This window comes from Luteimonas sp. S4-F44 (assembly GCF_022637415.1).
GTDB lineage: Bacteria > Pseudomonadota > Gammaproteobacteria > Xanthomonadales > Xanthomonadaceae > Luteimonas.
Genome location: NZ_CP093340.1, coordinates 3,505,671 through 3,523,092, shown reverse-complemented (window position 1 = coordinate 3,523,092; position 17,422 = coordinate 3,505,671). Strand labels below are relative to the sequence as shown.

The following is a 17,422-nucleotide window of genomic DNA, read 5'->3' as shown; positions in this document are numbered from 1 at the left end:
GAGGTGCCCGGTTAAGGCGATCGCGTCAGGTCGAGACCGCGCGATACGCCGTCGGTTGCGGTGCCGTCAGGCCTCGCCACTCTCCGCTTGGCGGGGGCTCAGCGCGCGAACGCGATCCGGTCGAGGCTGTTGTCGGCCGCGTTGATCCACACGTTCAGTTCGCGGCCGTGCACGGTCCGCCCGCCGAGCGTGGGCGCGCCTTCGTCGGCCTGCTGCGGTTCGAACACCACCTGGAATGTGCCCTGGTCCGCGGGATGGACGTGGACCCGGAACTTGGTCAGGTCGGCCTCCGGCTGCTTGTCGCGGAACACCGGGATGGCCGCGGCCAGCGCGGCGGCGCGGGCGCCGTCCAGAACGACCTCGGTGGGGCCGCCGCCGGGGGCGCCGGCGTGGGCAAGAGAAGCGAACGCGAGCGTGCTCATGAGCAGGATCCTGTTGAAGACCATGGGACGACCTCCGGCAGTCGGGTGGCGGCGCCCGAGGGCCCGCGTCGCGCCGTCAGTTGATGACCGTGTCCTGACGCGTGGCCGCATCATACTTGCGGAAATCGCCGCTCGGCGTCGACACGTAGATCACCGATCCCCAGACGCCGCGGTCGGCCAGGCTCTTGTCCTGGGCCGAGAAGTGGTCGCTGTTGAACTCGTCGCCCGCCTTGTCGGTCCGCGAGCCGTCGGCCTTCGAATAGTCGGCGTGGCCGTGGTAGCACGCCACCAGCGTCAGGTCGTCGGGCTGCGGCACCTGGCCGGGATTGAATCCATCGAGCGTGCCGCCCATCGGCGTGGTCACGAAGAAGTGGTTGCCATCGGAATCGCGGAAGATCAGCCCGCCATTCTCCAGGTTGGCCTCGATCGACAGCGGATTGGAGTACGTCATCATCTCGATGGCGGCCGCATCACTCGAGGGGAATGGGCCGAGCGTGGTGCCCGGCGGCACCAGCGGCGCGACCGCGGAGACGACGACCGGGATCGTGCGGTCGTCGGCGATCGCCTGCGCGGCGCGCTCGGTCAGCACTGTGTCGGTCAACGGCGTGTCGTCCGCGCTTTCGAGGCCGGCGACGAGATCGTAGGCGTGCTCGCGCTGCGTCGGCGTGGCATCGGGTGACACCAACGTGTCGACGACCTGTAAGTAGCGCGGGTCGTCGCGTGCCTGGGTCGGGGCTGCAGCGCTGATGGCGGCGGCAGCGCCGCCGCCGATGGAGTCGATGCTCATGGTGCGCACCCGTGTCTGGACCTGTGCAGGTTCACCGGCGTCGTGGACGCCGACAAGCTGGGGCAGACCCTTGGGCCGGCGCACTGGGTGAATGCGATGGCAGGCGCGCTGGCGCGCTAGAACAGCACGCCCTGGGACGGCGGGACATCGGCATCGTGACCCGGGACGTGCGCTGGCGCCGGGTCTGGCGAGGCGACAGCGCCCCCCAACCGCCACGCCAGCCCGGACATCCGCACCGCATGCCGCGCAAGTGCGTCGCGCAGCACCTGTGCGCTGCCGGCGACGTGCAGGCGGCTGCGTGCGCGGGTGATCGCGGTATAGATCAGTTCGCGCGAGAGCACGCGGCTGTCGTGGCGCGGCAACTGCAGCCAGACCTCATCGAACTCGCTGCCCTGGGCTTTGTGCACGGTCATCGCGAACGCGCTCTCGTGCGCGGGTAACGCGGCAGGATGAAACGCGCGCACCTCGCCGGGGGCGTCGCCCGCGAACCAAGCCATCGGCGTGTCGGCGCCGTCGCGCCAGCAGATGCCGATGTCGCCGTTGAACAGGCGATGGCGATAGCTGTTCTCGGTGATCAGCAGCAGGCGGCCGTGGAACCAGGCCGGGGCCGGCCCGATGCGGCGCCCCGACAGCAATGCTTCGATACGGGCATTGAGGCCGCGTGCACCTTGCGGGCCTTCGCGCACTGCGGTCAGCAGGCGCAAGCGCTGCGACAGCGCGAGCGCTGCCCCAGGATCGGAGGCCTCGGCAAGACTGCGCCAGTGCGCGAGCAGCGTGTCCTGATGCGCGTCGAGCGCGTCGGTCACGTCCTCGTGGAAGTGCACGCCGCGCAACCGGCCGCCGCGCAATCGCGACAGTACGGACTCGGCATCGCCTTCGCGCGCGGCATCGGCCAGCGGCGCCAGGTCGAAATCGGCGTCCTGGCGGTAGCCGCGCTGCAACTGCACGCGATGGCCGTGCAGGCCGCCGGTTGTGGGATCGACGGGCGTGGCAGGACCGAGCAGCGGCTGCAATGCGCGCGCATCGTCGGCCTGCACCGCGTGACCGGGGCCCGCGGTGGCGAGGATCGCGGCCAGCACGTCGCCGGCCTCCACCGACGGCAACTGGTCGGCATCGCCGAGCAGGATCAGTTGGGTGCCGTCGGCGACGGCGTCGACCAGCTTGGCCATCAGCGGCAGATCGACCATCGAGGCTTCGTCGACCACCAGCACGTCCAACGGCAGCGGATGGCCGGCGTGGTGGCGGAACGCGGGACTGTCGGGCACCGTGCCGAGCAAACGGTGGAGCGTGCTGGCGGTGTCGGGCAAGGCACCGGGAAGCGCGGCGCGCAGCTCCGGATCGAGCGCGTCGACGAATCCTTGCACAGCCCGGCGCAGGCTCTCGGCCATGCGCTCGGCGGCGCGGCCGGTGGGCGCCGCCAGCGCGATGCGCGGCGGTGGCCGTCCGCTGCGCAAGGCGTGGGCGATGCGCAGCACCAATAGCCGGGCGATGGTGGTGGTCTTGCCGGTGCCGGGCCCGCCGGTGACCAGCAGCAGGGCACGGCGCAGCGCCAGCGCGGCAGCGCGCGCCTGGCGGTCCTCGCCGGCCTGCGCGTCAGGAAACAGCGCGGCGAACGTGTCGGCGACGGTCTCGGGGCCGACGGCATCGAGCGGGTGCGCTGCGATGCGCCGCAGCCCGGCCGCCAGGCCCGCCTCATACTCGCGATAGCGACGCAGGTACAGCAGGCCGCCCGCGGTATCGGCCGGCTCGAGCACCAGCGGAACATCGGTTGTCGACGGCGCGAGCGGATCGGTGGGACGTCCCACCCACCGCGAGTCGCGCAGCAGCGCGTGCCAGGCAGCGGGCGCGGGCCAGTCCAGGTTGGCATCGACCAGCAACTGCGGGCGCGCGGGATCGAAGCCGGCATGGCCGTTGGCGACCGCCAGCGAGGCCAGCGCCGCGGCCGCGAGCACCGCGTCGGGTGTCTCGGGGGCGAGCCGCCGCAGGCGCTGCGCCAGCTCGAAATCCAGCGTGCGCAAGGCGCCACTGCGCTGCAACGCGACGAGCAGATCGGGCGTGCGCGCTCTTGCGGGCGCGGATGCGGTGGACTCGGTGCTGGCGGTCATCTGGACGCACCCGAGTGGGCGACCGGGTGGCGCGCGGTGCCGACGGGCGGCGTGCCGGAGAACAGCGCGTCGAGCGCATCCACCAGCGCCGGGGAAAACCGCTGCGCGTGCACGCCGGCCGACGCATCGCGCTCGGGGTCCAGACCCCGGCAGAACAGGTAGCGCACGCCGCCGAAATCGCGGGCGTAGTCGTAGCCGTCGCCGAGGCGGAAGCGCAACCAGCGATGCAGGGCGAGCGTGTAGATCAGCGCCTGCAGGTCGTACTCGCTGTGCGCCATCGCGCGCTGCAGCGCGGACGCGTCGTAGCCGGGCAGGCGATTGGACTTGTAATCGAGCACGTACCAGCGGCCGTCCACGGTGTAGGTCAGGTCGATCAGGCCGGTCATCAGGCCTTCGAGTGTGCGCCGCAGGCCGAAGCCGCTGCGGCCGGTCGACACCCCGTGGGCATGCAGCAACGCGAGCATCGCCTCGACCGCAGTGGGCTGCAGGGCGAACTGGAACTCGATTTCCGCACGGCGCGCATCGACGGGCACGTCGCACAGCCGCACGCCCTCGGGCAGCACGACGGTGAGCGTGGGGCCGATCAACGCAGTCAGCACCGCGACGCCGTCGTCGATGTCTTCGGCCGCATAGCCGCCGCCGCGCAATGCCGCCTCGATGACCGCGCGCTGCCCGGCCGGCGCCGGGTCGCCCGCACGCCAATCGCGCCAGGCGGCGAAGTCGCCGAGCTCCAGCGCCTCGTGCAGCACCACGCCGAAACGGTTGCCGGCAAAGCGCGGGTCGTGGTCGTCCGCGCGTGGGGACTCGGGCGCGGGCTCGCCCTCGGGCTCGTCGTGGCCGCCGGCCGCGGCGACGGTCGCGCGCGTGGAGGCGTCCTGCGCGCCGCTGTCGGCATTGGCGAGCTGGGTGAAGCTGTAGACCCACCAGTCGGGCGCGATCGCGCGCGCGGCGGTCCGCGCGGCGGGGCGGTCGCCGGCCTCGACCGGCGGCAACCACGGCAGCGCGGGCGGCACGGTGGCGTCGCGCACGATGCCGGGCGTGTCGGGCAGACCGTCGAGCATCGGTGCCAGTGCGGTCTGGTGCGCATTGTAGAAATCGCCGGTCGCGATCCACAACGCGTGCTCGGCGCGGGTCAGGCCGACATAGAGCAAGCGCGCGTCCTCGGCGCGTTGCGCTTCGATCCACGCGTTGCGTGCGGCGTCCCAGCCGGATGTGTCGGCCTGCAGCTTCCAGTGCAGCGCACGGCCACCCGTGGCGTCGGCGACCACGCAGGCGCGGCCGGGATCGGGTGCGCGGCTGCCGATGCCGACGAATGGCAGGAACACCAGCGGATACTCCAGGCCCTTGCTCTTGTGCAGGGTGACGATCTGCACCCGGCGCGCGTCCGATTCCAGGCGCAGCAGCTGGGTCTCGTCGTCCGCATCGGCGCGAGCGATCTGCTGGCCCAGCCAGTCGACCAGGCCTTGCAGTCCCAATGCGCGCGCGTCGGCCTGCTGCAGCAGTTCGCCCAGTTGCAGGTAGTTGGTCAGCCGGCGTTCGCCATCGAGCAGGCCGAGCAGGCGCGGGCCGTTGCCGGCGCACAGGTCGGCGACCAGCGCCAGCGGGCCACCACGCTGCCAGCGCTCGCGCCAGGCCAGCGCACGCAACTGCCAGCCGCGGTGCGTGTCCGCATCGTCGTCGAGCGCAGCGATGCCGGCCGCGTCCACGCCCAGCAGCACCGTTGCCAGTGCCGCGCGCAGGCGGCTGTCGTCGGCGGTGTGCAGCAGCGCGAGCAGCAGTGTGAGGAGCTCATGCGCCTCGGGCGTGGCGAACAGGCTCTGCTTGCCGGCGGCGACCGCGGGAATGCCAACCGCCGCCAGCGCCTGCTGGATCCGCGTGGCCTCGCTGTGCTTGCGCACGAGCACGGCAATGTCGCCCGGCTGCACCGGGGCGCCGTCGAGCGTGGCGGTGCCGGCGCGCGCTTTACTCAGCACCGCGTGGATCGCGGCGACGCAGGCCTGGGTGGCGAGTTCGCGCGCGCGACCGGCGCTGTGGGGCTTGCGTTTGCCCGCGGCGTCGGCCTTTGGGGCCGGTGCCTGCCACAGCGTCAGGGCGGGTGCATTGGCGCCGTCGCGCTGGAAATCGGCATCCGTGCGTGTCGTGCCTGGCCGCACGCGATGGAAGCGGATATGCCGATCGACGAACGCGGCATCGCCGGCTTGCGCATACAGCGCGTCCATCGCGGCGAGCAGCGACGGGCGCGAGCGAAAGTTGCGATCCAACGGTGGCGCGCCAACGGCGTCACGTGCCGCGAGCAGATAGGTCTGCACATCGCCGCCGCGAAAGCCGTAGATGGCCTGTTTGGGGTCGCCGATCAGGAACAGTGCCGCGTCGAGTCCGGCCGCGCGCGTCGCCTCGGAATCGCCGAATACGGTGCGGAAGATGTCCCACTGACGCGTGTCGGTGTCCTGGAATTCGTCGACCAGCGCGACCGCGTACTGCGCACGCAGACGCTGTACCAGCGCGTGTGCATGCGGCCCGTGCAGCGCATCGGCAACGCCGTCGATCAGATCGTCGTAGGTCTGCACGCGCAGTTGCTGTTTGCGCTGGGCAAGGCGCCTGCGGGCCTCGTCGCGCAGGCGGTGAAGCAGGTGCGTCCTCGCCTGTTCGAGCCAGTCCTGTGCAGCACGATCGGCGTCCGCCCACGCGTGCACGGCGTCGAACAACGGCGAGCACGGCACCTTGGACTGCGTGTCGTCCTTGCAGAAGTCCAACAGCCGCGCCGGCAGCAGTTTGTCGAGATGGCTCTTGTCGTCCAGCACCCAGTGCGAAAGGGCGCGACCGTTGCGCAGTGTCTGGAAGGCCTTGTCGAAACTGGGCCGTCGCGCGCGACGGCCGTCGAAGACCTTGCCGTCGAACGCCGCTGCAATCGCGGTCTGCGCATCCTCGATGTGGGCATCGATCGCAGCGATCAGGACTTGCGCTGCGGCATCGCGCGCCGGGCGCGGATCGGGTTGCGGCGGGGTGGCGGCTGGTCGCAGCACCGGCTCGCGGATCAACGGGCCCAGGTCGCGCGCCATCTCGTCGGGTCCGCCATTCCACAGCCCCATCAGTAAAGCGGCGTCGTCTGCATCGGCGGCCGTGCTGCGCCACAGATCGGCGGCCAGTTCCTCGCGCAGTGCGCGGTCGCTGGCCAGCAGTTCGGGCGCGGCGAAGCTCTGTCCGCTCTCAAGCGCGTGCTCGCGCAGCACGCGGGCGCAGAAGCCGTGGATGGTGAAGATCGCGGCGAGGTCGATCTCGTCGGCGGCCTGCTGCAGCCGACGCTGCAAAGCGGCGGCGGACTCGTCGCCGGTCGCCAGATGCGCGGCGATCACCGCCTGGCTGAGCGCGACGTCGGGTGCGGTGTCGTCGTCTGGCGGGGCGTCGACCAGCCGCGCGGCCAGCACCAGGCGTTCGCGGATGCGCTTGCGCAGTTCCTGCGTTGCAGCCTCGGTGAAGGTCACGGCGAGAATCTGGCCGATGCGCAGGCCGCACTCGACCACCAGCCGGGTGACCAGCGTGGCCAGCGTGAAGGTCTTGCCGGTGCCGGCGCTGGCCTCGATCAGCTGCGTGCCACCCAGCGGCAACGTCAGGAACGGATCGACCGCAGGGGGGACGGGCGCGCTCATGCCTCGATCTCCGCGTCGGTCTCGACCTCGAAGCGGCGACCGTCCTCGAAGCCGGCATGCACACGGCCATGCTCGACGGCCGAGAACACGGTGAAGGCGATCTGCGCGAACTGCCGGAACAGGGCGGGATCGGCGAACGGGTCGCGGCCGCGCAGCGCGAGGCGGTAGGCATCGCCGCGCCCCTCACCCCACTGCCGGTCGCCGCCGCGCCATGTCGCGGTCGCGGCCTTCGCTGCTTTGTCGGCATCGGCGGCGCTGAAGTACGCCCAGCCGCTGTAAGGGCCGAACGGCAACGGCGCCTGCAGGCCGTCGGTCCGCAACGTGAGCAGCGCCTGCAGCGCATCGCGCGCCGCGTCCGGCGGCAGCGGCGCGCGCACGAAGGGCCCGATGCCCAGATCCTGGGTGTCGTGGAAGCGCACCAGCGGCAGGTCGAGGCCGGCGGCGCTCGCGAGCAGCCAATCCAGGCCCTGCCGGATCGCGGCCGGGCCGTTGAGCGCCCCCAGGCGCACGTGCGCGATGCCTGCCGGATACACATTGTCGAGGCGCCCCTGGAGGCGCAGGCCGTCGAGCGCGATGTCGACCTGCCGCGTGCCCGGCGTGGCGCCGCCGCGCCAATCGGCGAAGCCTTGCGCATAGGGCCGCAGCGACGTCACCAGCGCATCGAGCTGGCGACGGCCCAGCGGGCCGGACGGCAGCAGCGCGCGCGCGCGCAGGTGTTCGTAGAGCCCGGCCTCGCGCCCGGCGAGCAGAGCCTCGAAGACCTGCTGGTGCAGCGCCGCACGCTCGAGGCCCCCCCCGGCGACCAGCAGCGGCTCCACGTCCTCGCCGACCTCGGCCTCGTCGGCCAGGCGCAGATCCAGACGCTCGCGCAGAAATTGCGCGGCCGGGGCCACCAGGAATCGGCGCAGTGCATCGAGCGACTGCGGGGCATCTGCTGGCGAGCGCGCGGCGGCATCGGCGCGCGGCGGCAGCGGCGTCGCGCACCACGGCGCCAGCGCCGTCCGCGCGCCGCCGATGCGTGCTGCCGCCGGCTGCCATTGCGCGCGATAGCTGAAGCGACGCGGGTCGCCATCGGCGCCGAAGGCCGTTGGCGCGAACGGCTGCAGCGCATGGCGCACCGTCAGCGCCGCCGAGGCGGCCTGCGGATCGGTGTGATAGGTCGCGGCGGTGGCGAGCAACTCGGCAACCAGCGGCGAAGGCTCGCGCACGCTGCCGTCGCGTGCGTCCGCGCCCAGATAGCTGACGTAGAACACGTCCTGCGCTGAGGCGAACAGCTGCAGGAACAGGAAACGGTCGTCCTCGCGCGTGGACCGGTCGCCGTGGCGACGCCGCGTCGTACCCAGCTCCGCCGTGAGCCGGTTGAGGCTGGCCGCGGCGTCGCGGCGCGGGAAGTCGCCATCGTTCATGCCCAGCAGGCAGATCACCCGGAACGGCAGCAGGCGCATCGGCACCATGCGGCCGACGCTGATGCCGCCGGTCAGCAGTGGCGCGCGGGTATCGGCCTCGGCCAGCAACTGCGAAAAGTGTGCACGCACGACCTCGGCCGGGACCGGCGTCTCGACGCCCGCGCGCGCGGCGTCGGTGGCGAAGGCGTCGATCAGCCGTCGCAGCCGTTCGAGCGCGCGCTGGGTGGCCGGCGCGGCCGGCGTCCCGGGCAGCAGCGCGTCGAGCAGGGCAAGCAGGCGTTCGCGCCAGGCCGCGGCGGTGAGCGCCTCGCCCAGGTCGCGCTGCGCGCTGCCGAGTACGTGCAGCAGCCGGATCAGGGTGTCGAGCGCATCGAGCGCGCTACCTTCGAGCGCCGACCACGGGGCGACGTCTGCGATCGTGTCGTCGCTGCCGCTGGCGTGGCCCAGCAGCAGGCGATCGAGCGCGAACGCCCAGGTGTAGGCCGCGTCGTCGGGCGCGCCGTGCGCGGCGCGATGCGCGCCGTCGAGCCCCCAGCGCGCGCCGGCGGCCTGCAGCCAGCCGTGCAGGCGTTCGAAGGCCGCCGCGTCCAGCCCCGCGGCCTGCGCCAACGGCGGGCTCGCGAGCAGATCGAGCACCTCGTTGAGCCCGAAGCGTGACACCGGCAGGCCGAGCAGGCGCACGAACACCTCGGCCAAGGGCTCGCCCGCCAGCGGACTGGTGTCGGCGAGCGCATACGGAATCCGCATCCTCCCAAAACCGGGGTCAGCGTCGGATTTCCTGTGAGAATCCGACGCTGACCCCGGTGTCGAGTCGCCGAAGACGGCTTCCAGGTACGGGACGTAGGGGTCGATGTCCGGGGCGAGCACCGCGATCTCGCGCGGCTGCAGCGGTGGGTCGAAGCGCGGGTCTTCCAGCAGGCCGCGCACCTGGTCGTGCAGCACCTGGAGTTCGCGCAGGCGGGTATGGCAGGCATGGACCTGCAGGCTGGGGTCGCGCAGCTCGGGCGCGGCGCGCGGCGCGGGCACCGGCGGCGGGGCGCGGCGGAACAGGTCGCTCTGCATCCGTCGCAGCAAGGTGTCGCCCAGGCCGCCGGCGTCGAGCGGGCGCTGGCCCGATTCGAGCGGATCGGCGTAGACCTCGATTTCGGCGCGCGGGTGCACGACCTCGTAGCTGCCCAGCAGCGCCATGAAGTCCCGGCCGGCTGCGCCCCAGGCGCGCAGCAGGTGGTTGTCGTCGGTGTTGCCCGCCAGCAGCGCGGCGTCGAAGGATTCGTCGGTGCGTGCGCGCCGATGCGGGGCCAGCGCCTGCAGATCGCCCCAATAGCCGCGTGCAGGCGTGGGCAGATAGAAGTGCAGCGTGCCCACGCGCGCCTGAGTCGCCAGCACGCGCAGCACGTCGGGTGACACGTTGAGCGTGGCGAACGCGAACATCCGGGGCGGCAGGCCCTGCGGCAACGCCGCGTGCTCGCCCGCGAAGCGATCCAGATAGGTCTGGATGCGGCGCGCACGGGTGGCATGGCCGGTGGCCACGTGCCGCCACAGCGCGGCCTGCGCGTCGCCGGGGTCGGCGCCGGCCTCCCAACGCAGCAGCCAATCGCGGCGCCAGGCCTGGTACTTCTCGAACACGCCGGCCAGTTCGCCAGCGAGCGCCCACGGCCGCAGCGCGTCGTCGCCGGCCAGATACGCGGCCAGCGGCGCGAGCGCCGGCTGCGCCAGCACGTCGGGATCGACGAGCGCGGCGTACAGGCGCCAGCGCAGACTGGCGGCGTCGAGTTCGTCCTGCGCCGGGCCGAGATTGACCGTGAGCGCGCGGGCAACGAACTCGCCGGGCGTCAGGAACTCGAGGTTCGCGGCCACACCGTGCTCGGCGGCCAAGGTGGCCTGCAGCCAGCGGCGCATGGCGACCTGCGGGATCAACACGACCTCGGGCGTGAGGATCGACCCGCCTGCCACCGGCTGTCGCAACTCGGCGGCCAGCAGCCCAGCCAGCACCTCCAGTGCATTGGACGGGTAGAGGCGGAAGTCGGCAGGCGCTGCGGTCATCGCGCCATCTTGCCGCAGCGGGTTCGCAGCATGCGAGACGCGGCGGTCCGCACACGGCTCAACGGCGCCGTCACGGCCGGTGCCTAAGCTGTGCGGATGTCGCCGCCGCTCTCGCAAGCGCTGTCCACCCGCATGCCGGCCGGCGAGCGCGCCGCGCGCTTGCGCGTCCGATTCGACCGGGTGCGCGCCCGCACCGCCGTGCTCGCCGCGCCGATCGGGCCGGAGGATGCGATGGTCCAGAGCATGGACGACGCCAGCCCGACCAAGTGGCATCTGGCGCATACGACCTGGTTCTTCGAGCGCTTCGTGCTGGCCGCCGACGTGGGCTATCGCGAGGTCGACCCGGCCTGGGACTTCCTGTTCAACAGCTACTACCAGAGCGTCGGGCCGATGCATGCGCGTCCGCACCGCGGGCTGCTGTCGCGGCCGACGCTCGCGCAGGTGCGCGACTACCGCGAGACGGTCGACACACGCCTGCGTGTGCGGCTGGCCTCGGGCGATCTCGACAACACCCGGCTCGACATCCTCGAACTGGGCCTGCAGCACGAGCAGCAACACCAGGAGCTGTTGCTGACCGATATCAAGCACGCGTTCTGGTCCAACCCGATCGCACCGGCCTATCGCAGCGACCTGCCGGCCGCGTGCGGCACGGCGGCACCGCTGCGCTGGATGACGCGCGAGGAGCGCGTGGTCGAGATCGGCCACGCTGGCTGGCCGGGCACGGCCGGCTTTGCCTACGACAATGAGTCGCCGCGGCACCGCGTGCTGGTGCCGGCGCATGCGCTGGCCAGCCGGCCGGTCAGCAACGCCGAGTACCTGGCGTTCGTCGAGGACGGCGGCTATCGCACCGTCGGCCTGTGGCTGAGCGCCGGCTGGGCGCGCGTACAGGCCGAGGGCTGGCAGCGGCCGCTGTACTGGGATCAGGCGCTGGCGCGCGAGTTCACGCTCGGCGGTTGGCGCACGCTCGACCCCGGTGCGCCGGTGTGTCACCTGAGCTACTACGAGGCCGATGCGTTCGCGCGTTGGGCCGGTGCGCGCTTGCCGACCGAGTTCGAGTGGGAGCAGGCGGCCGCCGGCGTGCCGGTCGAAGGCAATTTCGTCGACGCCGACCGCCTGCATCCCTGCGCGCCGGATGCCGCCGATACCGGGCTGCAGCAGCTGTTCGGCGATGTCTGGGAGTGGACCCACAGCGCCTACACCGCCTATCCCGGTTACCGGCCATGGCCGGGCGCGCTGGGTGAGTACAACGGCAAGTTCATGGATGCGCAGTGGGTGCTGCGCGGCGGAAGTTGCGCCACCCCGGCCGATCACATGCGTGGCAGCTATCGCAATTTTTTCCCCTCCGACGCGCGTTGGCAGTTCGCCGGTCTGCGCCTGGCCAAGGATTCTCCATGAACGCCGCCAACGCACGCGCCCGCGTGCAGGCCGCGTTGACCGACCTGCGTCCGCGTCCCGACGACATCGCCGCCGACGCCGTCGCCGGTCTGTCGCGTACGCCCAAGCGGTTGTCGTCCAAGTATTTCTACGACGCCGAAGGCTCGCGCCTGTTCGAGGCGATCACCCGCCAGCCCGAGTACTACCTCACGCGCACCGAACTGGCGCTGCTCGAGGCGCGTATGGACACGATCGCCCAGGCGATCGGCACGGGCGTGCACGTGGTCGAGTTCGGCAGCGGCAGCGGGCGCAAGACCGAACTGCTGCTCGACGGGTTGGACGATCCGGTCGCCTATACCCCGATCGAGATCTCGCGGACCGCACTGATGGACAGCGTTACGCGGCTGTCCCAGCACCATCCCGACGTCGAGATGCTGCCCGTGTGCGCCGACTTCACCGTGCCGGTGCCGTTGCCGGCTGCCGCGCGCGCCGCCAGCCGCACGTTGGTGTTCTTCCCCGGCTCCACGCTCGGCAACTTCGGCGACGACGAGGCGGTGCGGCTGCTGGCGTCGATGCGCCGCACGATGGGCGAAGACGGCCGTGCGCTGATCGGCATCGACCTGGACAAGGACCCGAGGGTGATCGAGGCGGCGTACAACGACCAGGCCGGTGTCACTGCGGCGTTCACGCTGAACCTGTTGGCGCGGCTCAACCGCGAGATCGGCAGCGACTTCAACCTCTCCGCTTTCCACCATCGCGCGGTCTACGTGCGCGAGCGCCTGCGCATCGAGACCGCGCTGGTCAGCGCGCGTGCGCAGACGGTGCACGTCGGCGGCCAGGCGTTCGCATTCGAGGCCGGCGAGGCGATGGACGTGGAGGTCAGCCAGAAGTACACCGACGTCTCGTTCGCCGCGCTCGCGCGTGCGGCCGGTCTTCGCGTGACGCATGGCTGGAACGATCCCCAGGACTGGTTCGGTCTGCGGCTGCTGCAGCCGGTCTGACGCGATGCCCGACGCAGAGGCCACGGTGCTGCGCGAGCGCATGCTTGCGCTGTTGAGCGAACGTGCGGCCGACGCGTCGATCTGCCCGTCGGAAGTCGCGCGTGCGTTGCGGCCGGGCGGCGACTGGCGCGTGCTGATGTCGGGCATCCGCGAAGTGGCCGCCGCATTGGCCCGTGACGGCGTGGTCTTGGTCACCCAGCACGGCGCCATCGTCGATGCCGACGCGCCGCCGCCAGGGCCGGTGCGTGTGCGGCGCGGACCACGCTGGCCGACGACGGGCTGAGCGCCCTACGATGGGGCGCCCTGCGATCACGCCGCCCATGCCGTCGACCGACAAGCCATTCTCGTCCGCCTGCGAGCGCAACCGCGATCCGATCCTCGCGGTGTTGCGCGACGCGTTCGCGATGCGGACCCATGTGCTCGAGATCGGCAGCGGGACCGGTCAGCACGCGGTGCACGTCGCGGCCGCACTGTCCGGCCTGCGCTGGCAGTGCTCCGACCGCGCCGAGCAACTGCCGGGGATTGCGCAGTGGCTGGACGACGCCGACCTGCCGAATACGCCACCGCCGATCCAACTCGATGTGACCACCGGGCCGTGGCCCGTGTCGGCGGCGGCCGACGGCCGCTTCGATGCGGCGTTCACCGCCAACACGTTGCACATCATGGCCTGGCCGGCGGTGGAGGCCTGCTTCGCCGGGCTCGACCGCGTGCTCGCCTCCAACGCGACGCTGGTGGTCTACGGCCCGTTCAACAGCGATGGCCGCTTCACCAGCGACAGCAACGCGGCGTTCGATGCCTGGCTCAAGGCACGCGATCCCGCCTCGGGACTGCGCGATCTCGAAGCGGTCGATGCGCTGGCTGCCGGGATCGGCCTGCGCCGTGTCGACGACATCGCGATGCCGGCGCACAACCGCTGTGTGGTCTGGCGGCGTTAGTCACAGGAGCGCCGCCAAGCCGCGATGCGGCACTGGCGGCACCTGCGCGACGCGCTCGGCAGTGGACGTCAGTGCTTGTCTTCGACAGGAATGCGGCGCTGCACCAGCCAGGCGCGGACCTTCTCGCGGTCGCTGCGCGCCTGCGGCGTCAACACTGCGTCGCGTGGACGGAAGAACGACGGCTGGAAGGTCGCGCCGACGCGGTCGCGCGCGGTCGGATCGGCACCGGCCTCGAGAAAGCGGACCACCCAGCCGGTCGCATTGATGCGCGCGGCCTTGTGCAGCAGCGTCGCGCCGTAGCGGTCGGTGGCATCGACCTTGGCGCCGGCCGTGAGCAGCGTGCCGATGGCGTCGTCATTGCGCGCTTCGAGCGCATTGAACAGCGGTGTCTCGCCGCTGCGCGCATTGGGCGTATCTGGCGACAGCCCGCGCGCCAGCAGCGTCTTGAGAAACGTCGGATCGTCCTGCATCGCGGCGACGTGCAATGCGGTGTTGCCGTTGGCGGCCGCGGCGGCAGGATCGGCGCCGGCCTCCAGCAGGGTCTCGAACCCGCGGCGGTCGCCGCGCAGGATCGCGGCCTGCAGCAGCGGCGTGCCGTCTGCATCGGTCGCATCGGGGTTGGCACCATCGGCAATCAGCCGCTTCGCATCGGCCAGATCGCCGCTGTGGGCGGCGCGCGCCAGCGCGGCGGTGCCGGGATCGGTGGACGGATCGTGGGACATATTCGGTCCTTGTCGGGCGCAGGCACTCTGGGCGGCGACCAGCAGCAGCGCGCACACGCAGGCGCGCGCTCGGGTCGCGGTCAACGGCGAAAGCGGCTCGATCATGACGGCGCCCCGTTGGCGGTACAAGCGCACAGCCTAGCGCCGCGGACACGAACGGTGCGTGACAGCGTCATCGTCAACGCATCTCCGCCATGCGCACGCCGATCAGCGGAACCAGTTGAACGGGTTGGCCTTCTCGGCCACCCAGCGTCCGCCCTCGGCGAGGCGATCGCCGGTCCAGGCCGCGGCATCGCCCACCGCGCGGGCGCCGTCGGCCACACGCTCGCCGGTCCACACCGCCGCATCGCGCACGGCCAGCGCTCCATCGACGGCGCGCTCGCCCAGCCAGGTCGCGCCGTCAACGGCACGCTCGCCCAGCCACGTCGCGCCGTCCACGGCCCGGTCGGTCGCCCATTGCGCGCCGTCGCCGGCTTTGTCCAGCAGCCAGTTGGCCCCGTCGCCGACCTTGTCCAGGCCCCACTGCACGCCGCCACCGGCGGCGTCGGCAACATCGTCGACCGCGCGTCCGGTCCATTCGATGCCGGTGGCCACGGCGTCGAACGGTGCGTCGAAGCCGACGCGGTCGCCGACATCGCGCAGCACGCTGCCACCGAGATTGGTGACGTTCTCGACCACGTCGCCCGCGGTATCGAGCGTGTTGGCGACCACGTCGCCACCGAGCCCGACCACGCCGTCGACCACATCGCCGGCGATCGACAGGCCGCCGGCGACATAGCGCCCTTCGCTGAAGTCGGTGCGGACCGTCTCGCTGATGCCGTCGATCGTTTCGGACACCGTCGCACTGCCGTCGCGATACAGGCCGCCGACCCCATCGGCCAGTGCGCCGAGCTGGTTCAGGCTGTGCTCGCCGATGTTCTCGACCGTGCTCAGTGCCAGGCCGAGATCGGTCCCCGACCGGTCGACCGGCGGGCGCGCGGTGTTCTCGCGCAATGCCTCGACATAGGACGGATGATCGGCGCCACCGCCATGCAGGCCGGCCAGGTCGAATCGACCGATGCCGGCCGGCGGATCGATGCGCAATTCGTGGCCGACCGCGTTGGGCGGCGACACGCCCAGGATCGGCAGCGAGGGGAGATCCTGCTGGGCCGCCGTCAACGGATCGCCGTCGACCACGTAGCGGCGGATCTGGCCGCTGTCGGCCAGCTCGCTGCGCGCGCCGTTGGGATTGAAGCCCAGCGAAGCGAGCGTGTTGTTGCTCAGGCCCGAGGCGTTGAAGGTCACGCCCGGCGCGCCGGTGGCGAGCATCGCGGCCGACGCCAGGCCGCCGCCCAGAGAATGGCCGGTGATCGCGACGTTGCCGTCGTCGAAGGTGTCCATCGCAAGGTTCGCCAGCTCCATGGCCTTCGAGTACTGCGCGGTCTCCATGCCCAGACCCTGGCCGCCATTGGCGCGCGAATCGCCGCCCTCGCCCAGGCCCCAGTTGTCGGTGCCGCGATAGGCGACGACGTACTGGCCATCGGCGTTCTGATAGATCGCCGCGTCGAAGCCGGTCTGCGCGTCGTGCAGTTTGTCGGCGGGGATCGGGATCTGGTTGCCTTGGGCATCGAGGAGATGGCTGCCGTCCTTGCTGGGCACCAGGCGGGTCCAGCCGGCCTCCTTCAGCTCGGCTTCGGCCGCAGTGCCGGTGACGCCGCCTGGCCCGCTCAGCGTGTAGCTGTCGTTGGCCATCAGCGAGAACTGCAGGTCGCGCTCGGGTTGCGGCGCGGTGCCCTTGACCTCGGTAGCGAAGCTGCCGTCTCCGCGCGGGAATCCGGCACTGGTGTCGACGTGATTGCGCGGTGAATCGGCCGGCGGGCTGCACTGCGCGCGCAGGGCAGGATCGAGCGCGTGGTCGCGCCAGGGGTCGATCGGGTGGCTGTTGCCGGATACCGGGGACAGGCTCATGACGCGCACCTCGCAGTCGGATACCCCGACCATAGGCACGCAGCGGCGCCGCGACAGCTGGTGCGCACCCTAGGGTGCACGCGATTTCGCCTATTCAGCAGGCATCGCGGCGCGCACTGGGCGCGGTGGCCGACCTTGCCGGCCTTCACGACCGCCTGCGATCGGTGGCGCAGGCGACGTCATGAGGGCGTTCCCAGGGGCTGCGCCCAAGGATCAGAACGCCGGGAGCACCGCCTCCTGGTAGCGCTGCGCGATGAACGCGCGGACCTGCTCGCCGGTCAGTGCGTCGATCAGCTTGCGCACGCGCGGATCCTCGCGCTTGTCCGGCAGCCCGACCAGGAAGTTCACGTACGGCGAATCCTTGCCCTCGATCGCCAGCGCGTCGCGCGCCGGGTTGAGGCCGGCATCGAGTGCGTAGTTGGTGTTGATCAGCGCCAGGTCCACCTGGTCGAGCACACGCGGCAGCATCGCCGCGTCGAGCTCGCGGAACTTCAGCTGCCGGGGGTTGGCGGTGATGTTGCGCAGCGTGGCCAGCGCGTTGGTCGGGTCGTCGAGCGTGATCACGCCGGCGTGGTGCAGCAGGATCAGCGCGCGGCTGTTGTTGCTCGGGTCGTTGGGGATCACCACCTCGGCCCCCGCGGGCACCGCATCGAGGCTGTCGTAGCGCCGCGAATACGCGCCGAAGGGCTCGATGTGGATGCCGGCCAGGGTCACCAGGTCCGTGCCGCGGTCGCGGTTGTAGGCGTCGAGATAGGGCTCGGTCTGGAAGTAGTTGACGTCGATCTGGCCCTGCACGACCTGGTCGTTGGGCTGCACGTAGTCGTTGAACACGCGCACCTGCAGGTCCACGCCCTGCTCGGCGAGCAGCGGCTTGACGACCTCGAGGATCTCGGCGTGCGGCACCGCGGTCGCAGCGACGGTCAGCCGCTCGCGGCCCACGGCGGCGCCGTTGTCGGCACTGCCGCACGCGGCGAGGCCGGCCAGCAGCAGGACGGCAGTAGCGAGGCGGGGCAACAGAGGGGACATGGACATT

At 71.5% G+C, this 17,422-nt stretch carries 12 protein-coding genes; 4 read left to right on the top strand and 8 right to left on the bottom strand.

Going from position 1 to position 17,422, the window contains the following annotated elements; genetic code table 11:
- Positions 1 to 98: 98 nt before the first annotated feature.
- The 5 genes from MNO14_RS15870 to recC all read right to left on the bottom strand — a co-directional run bounded on the left by MNO14_RS15870 (position 99) and on the right by recC (position 10,410).
- The gene (locus MNO14_RS15870; protein ID WP_241944642.1) at positions 99 to 422 is read right to left on the bottom strand and encodes a hypothetical protein; all 324 of its coding nucleotides are present in this window, start codon (positions 420 to 422) and stop codon (positions 99 to 101) included.
- A 76-nt stretch (positions 423 to 498) separates the two neighbouring features.
- On the bottom strand, positions 499 to 1,209 hold the full coding sequence (locus tag MNO14_RS15865) for a DUF4329 domain-containing protein (protein WP_241944641.1): 711 nt from the start codon (positions 1,207 to 1,209) through the stop codon (positions 499 to 501).
- Positions 1,210 to 1,325: 116 nt separating this feature from the next.
- Positions 1,326 to 3,314 carry an exodeoxyribonuclease V subunit alpha gene (gene recD, locus MNO14_RS15860; protein WP_241944640.1) on the bottom strand — a complete coding sequence of 663 codons (1,989 nt, stop codon included), beginning with the start codon at positions 3,312 to 3,314 and terminating at the stop codon, positions 1,326 to 1,328.
- A complete protein-coding gene (locus MNO14_RS15855) occupies positions 3,311 to 6,961 on the bottom strand; it encodes an exodeoxyribonuclease V subunit beta (RefSeq protein ID WP_241944639.1) in 3,651 nt (1,216 codons plus the stop codon). Before MNO14_RS15855 ends, recD begins: the two co-directional genes overlap by 4 nt.
- Positions 6,958 to 10,410: an exodeoxyribonuclease V subunit gamma gene (recC, locus tag MNO14_RS15850; RefSeq protein ID WP_241944638.1), complete on the bottom strand. Its 3,453-nt coding sequence runs from the start codon at positions 10,408 to 10,410 to the stop codon at positions 6,958 to 6,960. The genes MNO14_RS15855 and recC overlap by 4 nt, the downstream gene beginning before the upstream one ends.
- A 132-nt stretch (positions 10,411 to 10,542) precedes the next feature.
- Here recC and egtB point away from each other — a divergent pair, with 132 nt between their 5' ends.
- The 4 genes from egtB to MNO14_RS15830 are packed head-to-tail and all read left to right on the top strand — an operon-like array spanning position 10,543 to position 13,720.
- Positions 10,543 to 11,805: an ergothioneine biosynthesis protein EgtB gene (egtB, locus tag MNO14_RS15845; RefSeq protein WP_241946366.1), complete on the top strand. Its 1,263-nt coding sequence runs from the start codon at positions 10,543 to 10,545 to the stop codon at positions 11,803 to 11,805.
- The gene (egtD, locus tag MNO14_RS15840; RefSeq protein ID WP_241944637.1) at positions 11,802 to 12,785 is read left to right on the top strand and encodes an L-histidine N(alpha)-methyltransferase; all 984 of its coding nucleotides are present in this window, start codon (positions 11,802 to 11,804) and stop codon (positions 12,783 to 12,785) included. The genes egtB and egtD overlap by 4 nt, the downstream gene beginning before the upstream one ends.
- A 4-nt stretch (positions 12,786 to 12,789) precedes the next feature.
- The gene (locus MNO14_RS15835; RefSeq protein ID WP_241944636.1) at positions 12,790 to 13,068 is read left to right on the top strand and encodes a DUF3253 domain-containing protein; all 279 of its coding nucleotides are present in this window, start codon (positions 12,790 to 12,792) and stop codon (positions 13,066 to 13,068) included.
- A gap of 37 nt (positions 13,069 to 13,105) precedes the next feature.
- Complete coding sequence (locus tag MNO14_RS15830; RefSeq protein ID WP_241944635.1) at positions 13,106 to 13,720, top strand: DUF938 domain-containing protein; 615 nt, start codon at positions 13,106 to 13,108, stop codon at positions 13,718 to 13,720.
- Positions 13,721 to 13,788: 68 nt separating this feature from the next.
- On the opposite strand, the gene MNO14_RS15825 is transcribed toward MNO14_RS15830, so the two are convergent.
- The 3 genes from MNO14_RS15825 to MNO14_RS15815 form a co-directional block, all read right to left on the bottom strand.
- Positions 13,789 to 14,547 carry an ankyrin repeat domain-containing protein gene (locus MNO14_RS15825; RefSeq protein WP_241944634.1) on the bottom strand — a complete coding sequence of 253 codons (759 nt, stop codon included), beginning with the start codon at positions 14,545 to 14,547 and terminating at the stop codon, positions 13,789 to 13,791.
- Between the two features lie 102 nt (positions 14,548 to 14,649).
- A complete protein-coding gene (locus MNO14_RS15820) occupies positions 14,650 to 16,389 on the bottom strand; it encodes an Mbeg1-like protein (protein ID WP_241944633.1) in 1,740 nt (579 codons plus the stop codon).
- 213 nt (positions 16,390 to 16,602) lie between these two features.
- Positions 16,603 to 17,421: a MetQ/NlpA family ABC transporter substrate-binding protein gene (locus MNO14_RS15815; RefSeq protein WP_241944632.1), complete on the bottom strand. Its 819-nt coding sequence runs from the start codon at positions 17,419 to 17,421 to the stop codon at positions 16,603 to 16,605.
- Between the last annotated feature and the right edge of the window lies 1 nt (position 17,422).

What these genes read in the sequence shown, in the direction of transcription:
- MNO14_RS15870 (WP_241944642.1), bottom strand. Translation starts at nt 422, where the DNA reads ATGAGCACGCTCGCGTTCGCTTCTCTTGCCCACGCCGGCGCCCCCGGC.
- MNO14_RS15865 (WP_241944641.1), bottom strand. Translation starts at nt 1,209, where the DNA reads ATGAGCATCGACTCCATCGGCGGCGGCGCTGCCGCCGCCATCAGCGCT.
- recD (WP_241944640.1), bottom strand. Translation starts at nt 3,314, where the DNA reads ATGACCGCCAGCACCGAGTCCACCGCATCCGCGCCCGCAAGAGCGCGC.
- MNO14_RS15855 (WP_241944639.1), bottom strand. Translation starts at nt 6,961, where the DNA reads ATGAGCGCGCCCGTCCCCCCTGCGGTCGATCCGTTCCTGACGTTGCCG.
- recC (WP_241944638.1), bottom strand. Translation starts at nt 10,410, where the DNA reads ATGACCGCAGCGCCTGCCGACTTCCGCCTCTACCCGTCCAATGCACTG.
- egtB (WP_241946366.1), top strand. Translation starts at nt 10,543, where the DNA reads ATGCCGGCCGGCGAGCGCGCCGCGCGCTTGCGCGTCCGATTCGACCGG.
- egtD (WP_241944637.1), top strand. Translation starts at nt 11,802, where the DNA reads ATGAACGCCGCCAACGCACGCGCCCGCGTGCAGGCCGCGTTGACCGAC.
- MNO14_RS15835 (WP_241944636.1), top strand. Translation starts at nt 12,790, where the DNA reads ATGCCCGACGCAGAGGCCACGGTGCTGCGCGAGCGCATGCTTGCGCTG.
- MNO14_RS15830 (WP_241944635.1), top strand. Translation starts at nt 13,106, where the DNA reads ATGCCGTCGACCGACAAGCCATTCTCGTCCGCCTGCGAGCGCAACCGC.
- MNO14_RS15825 (WP_241944634.1), bottom strand. Translation starts at nt 14,547, where the DNA reads ATGATCGAGCCGCTTTCGCCGTTGACCGCGACCCGAGCGCGCGCCTGC.
- MNO14_RS15820 (WP_241944633.1), bottom strand. Translation starts at nt 16,389, where the DNA reads ATGAGCCTGTCCCCGGTATCCGGCAACAGCCACCCGATCGACCCCTGG.
- MNO14_RS15815 (WP_241944632.1), bottom strand. Translation starts at nt 17,421, where the DNA reads ATGTCCATGTCCCCTCTGTTGCCCCGCCTCGCTACTGCCGTCCTGCTG.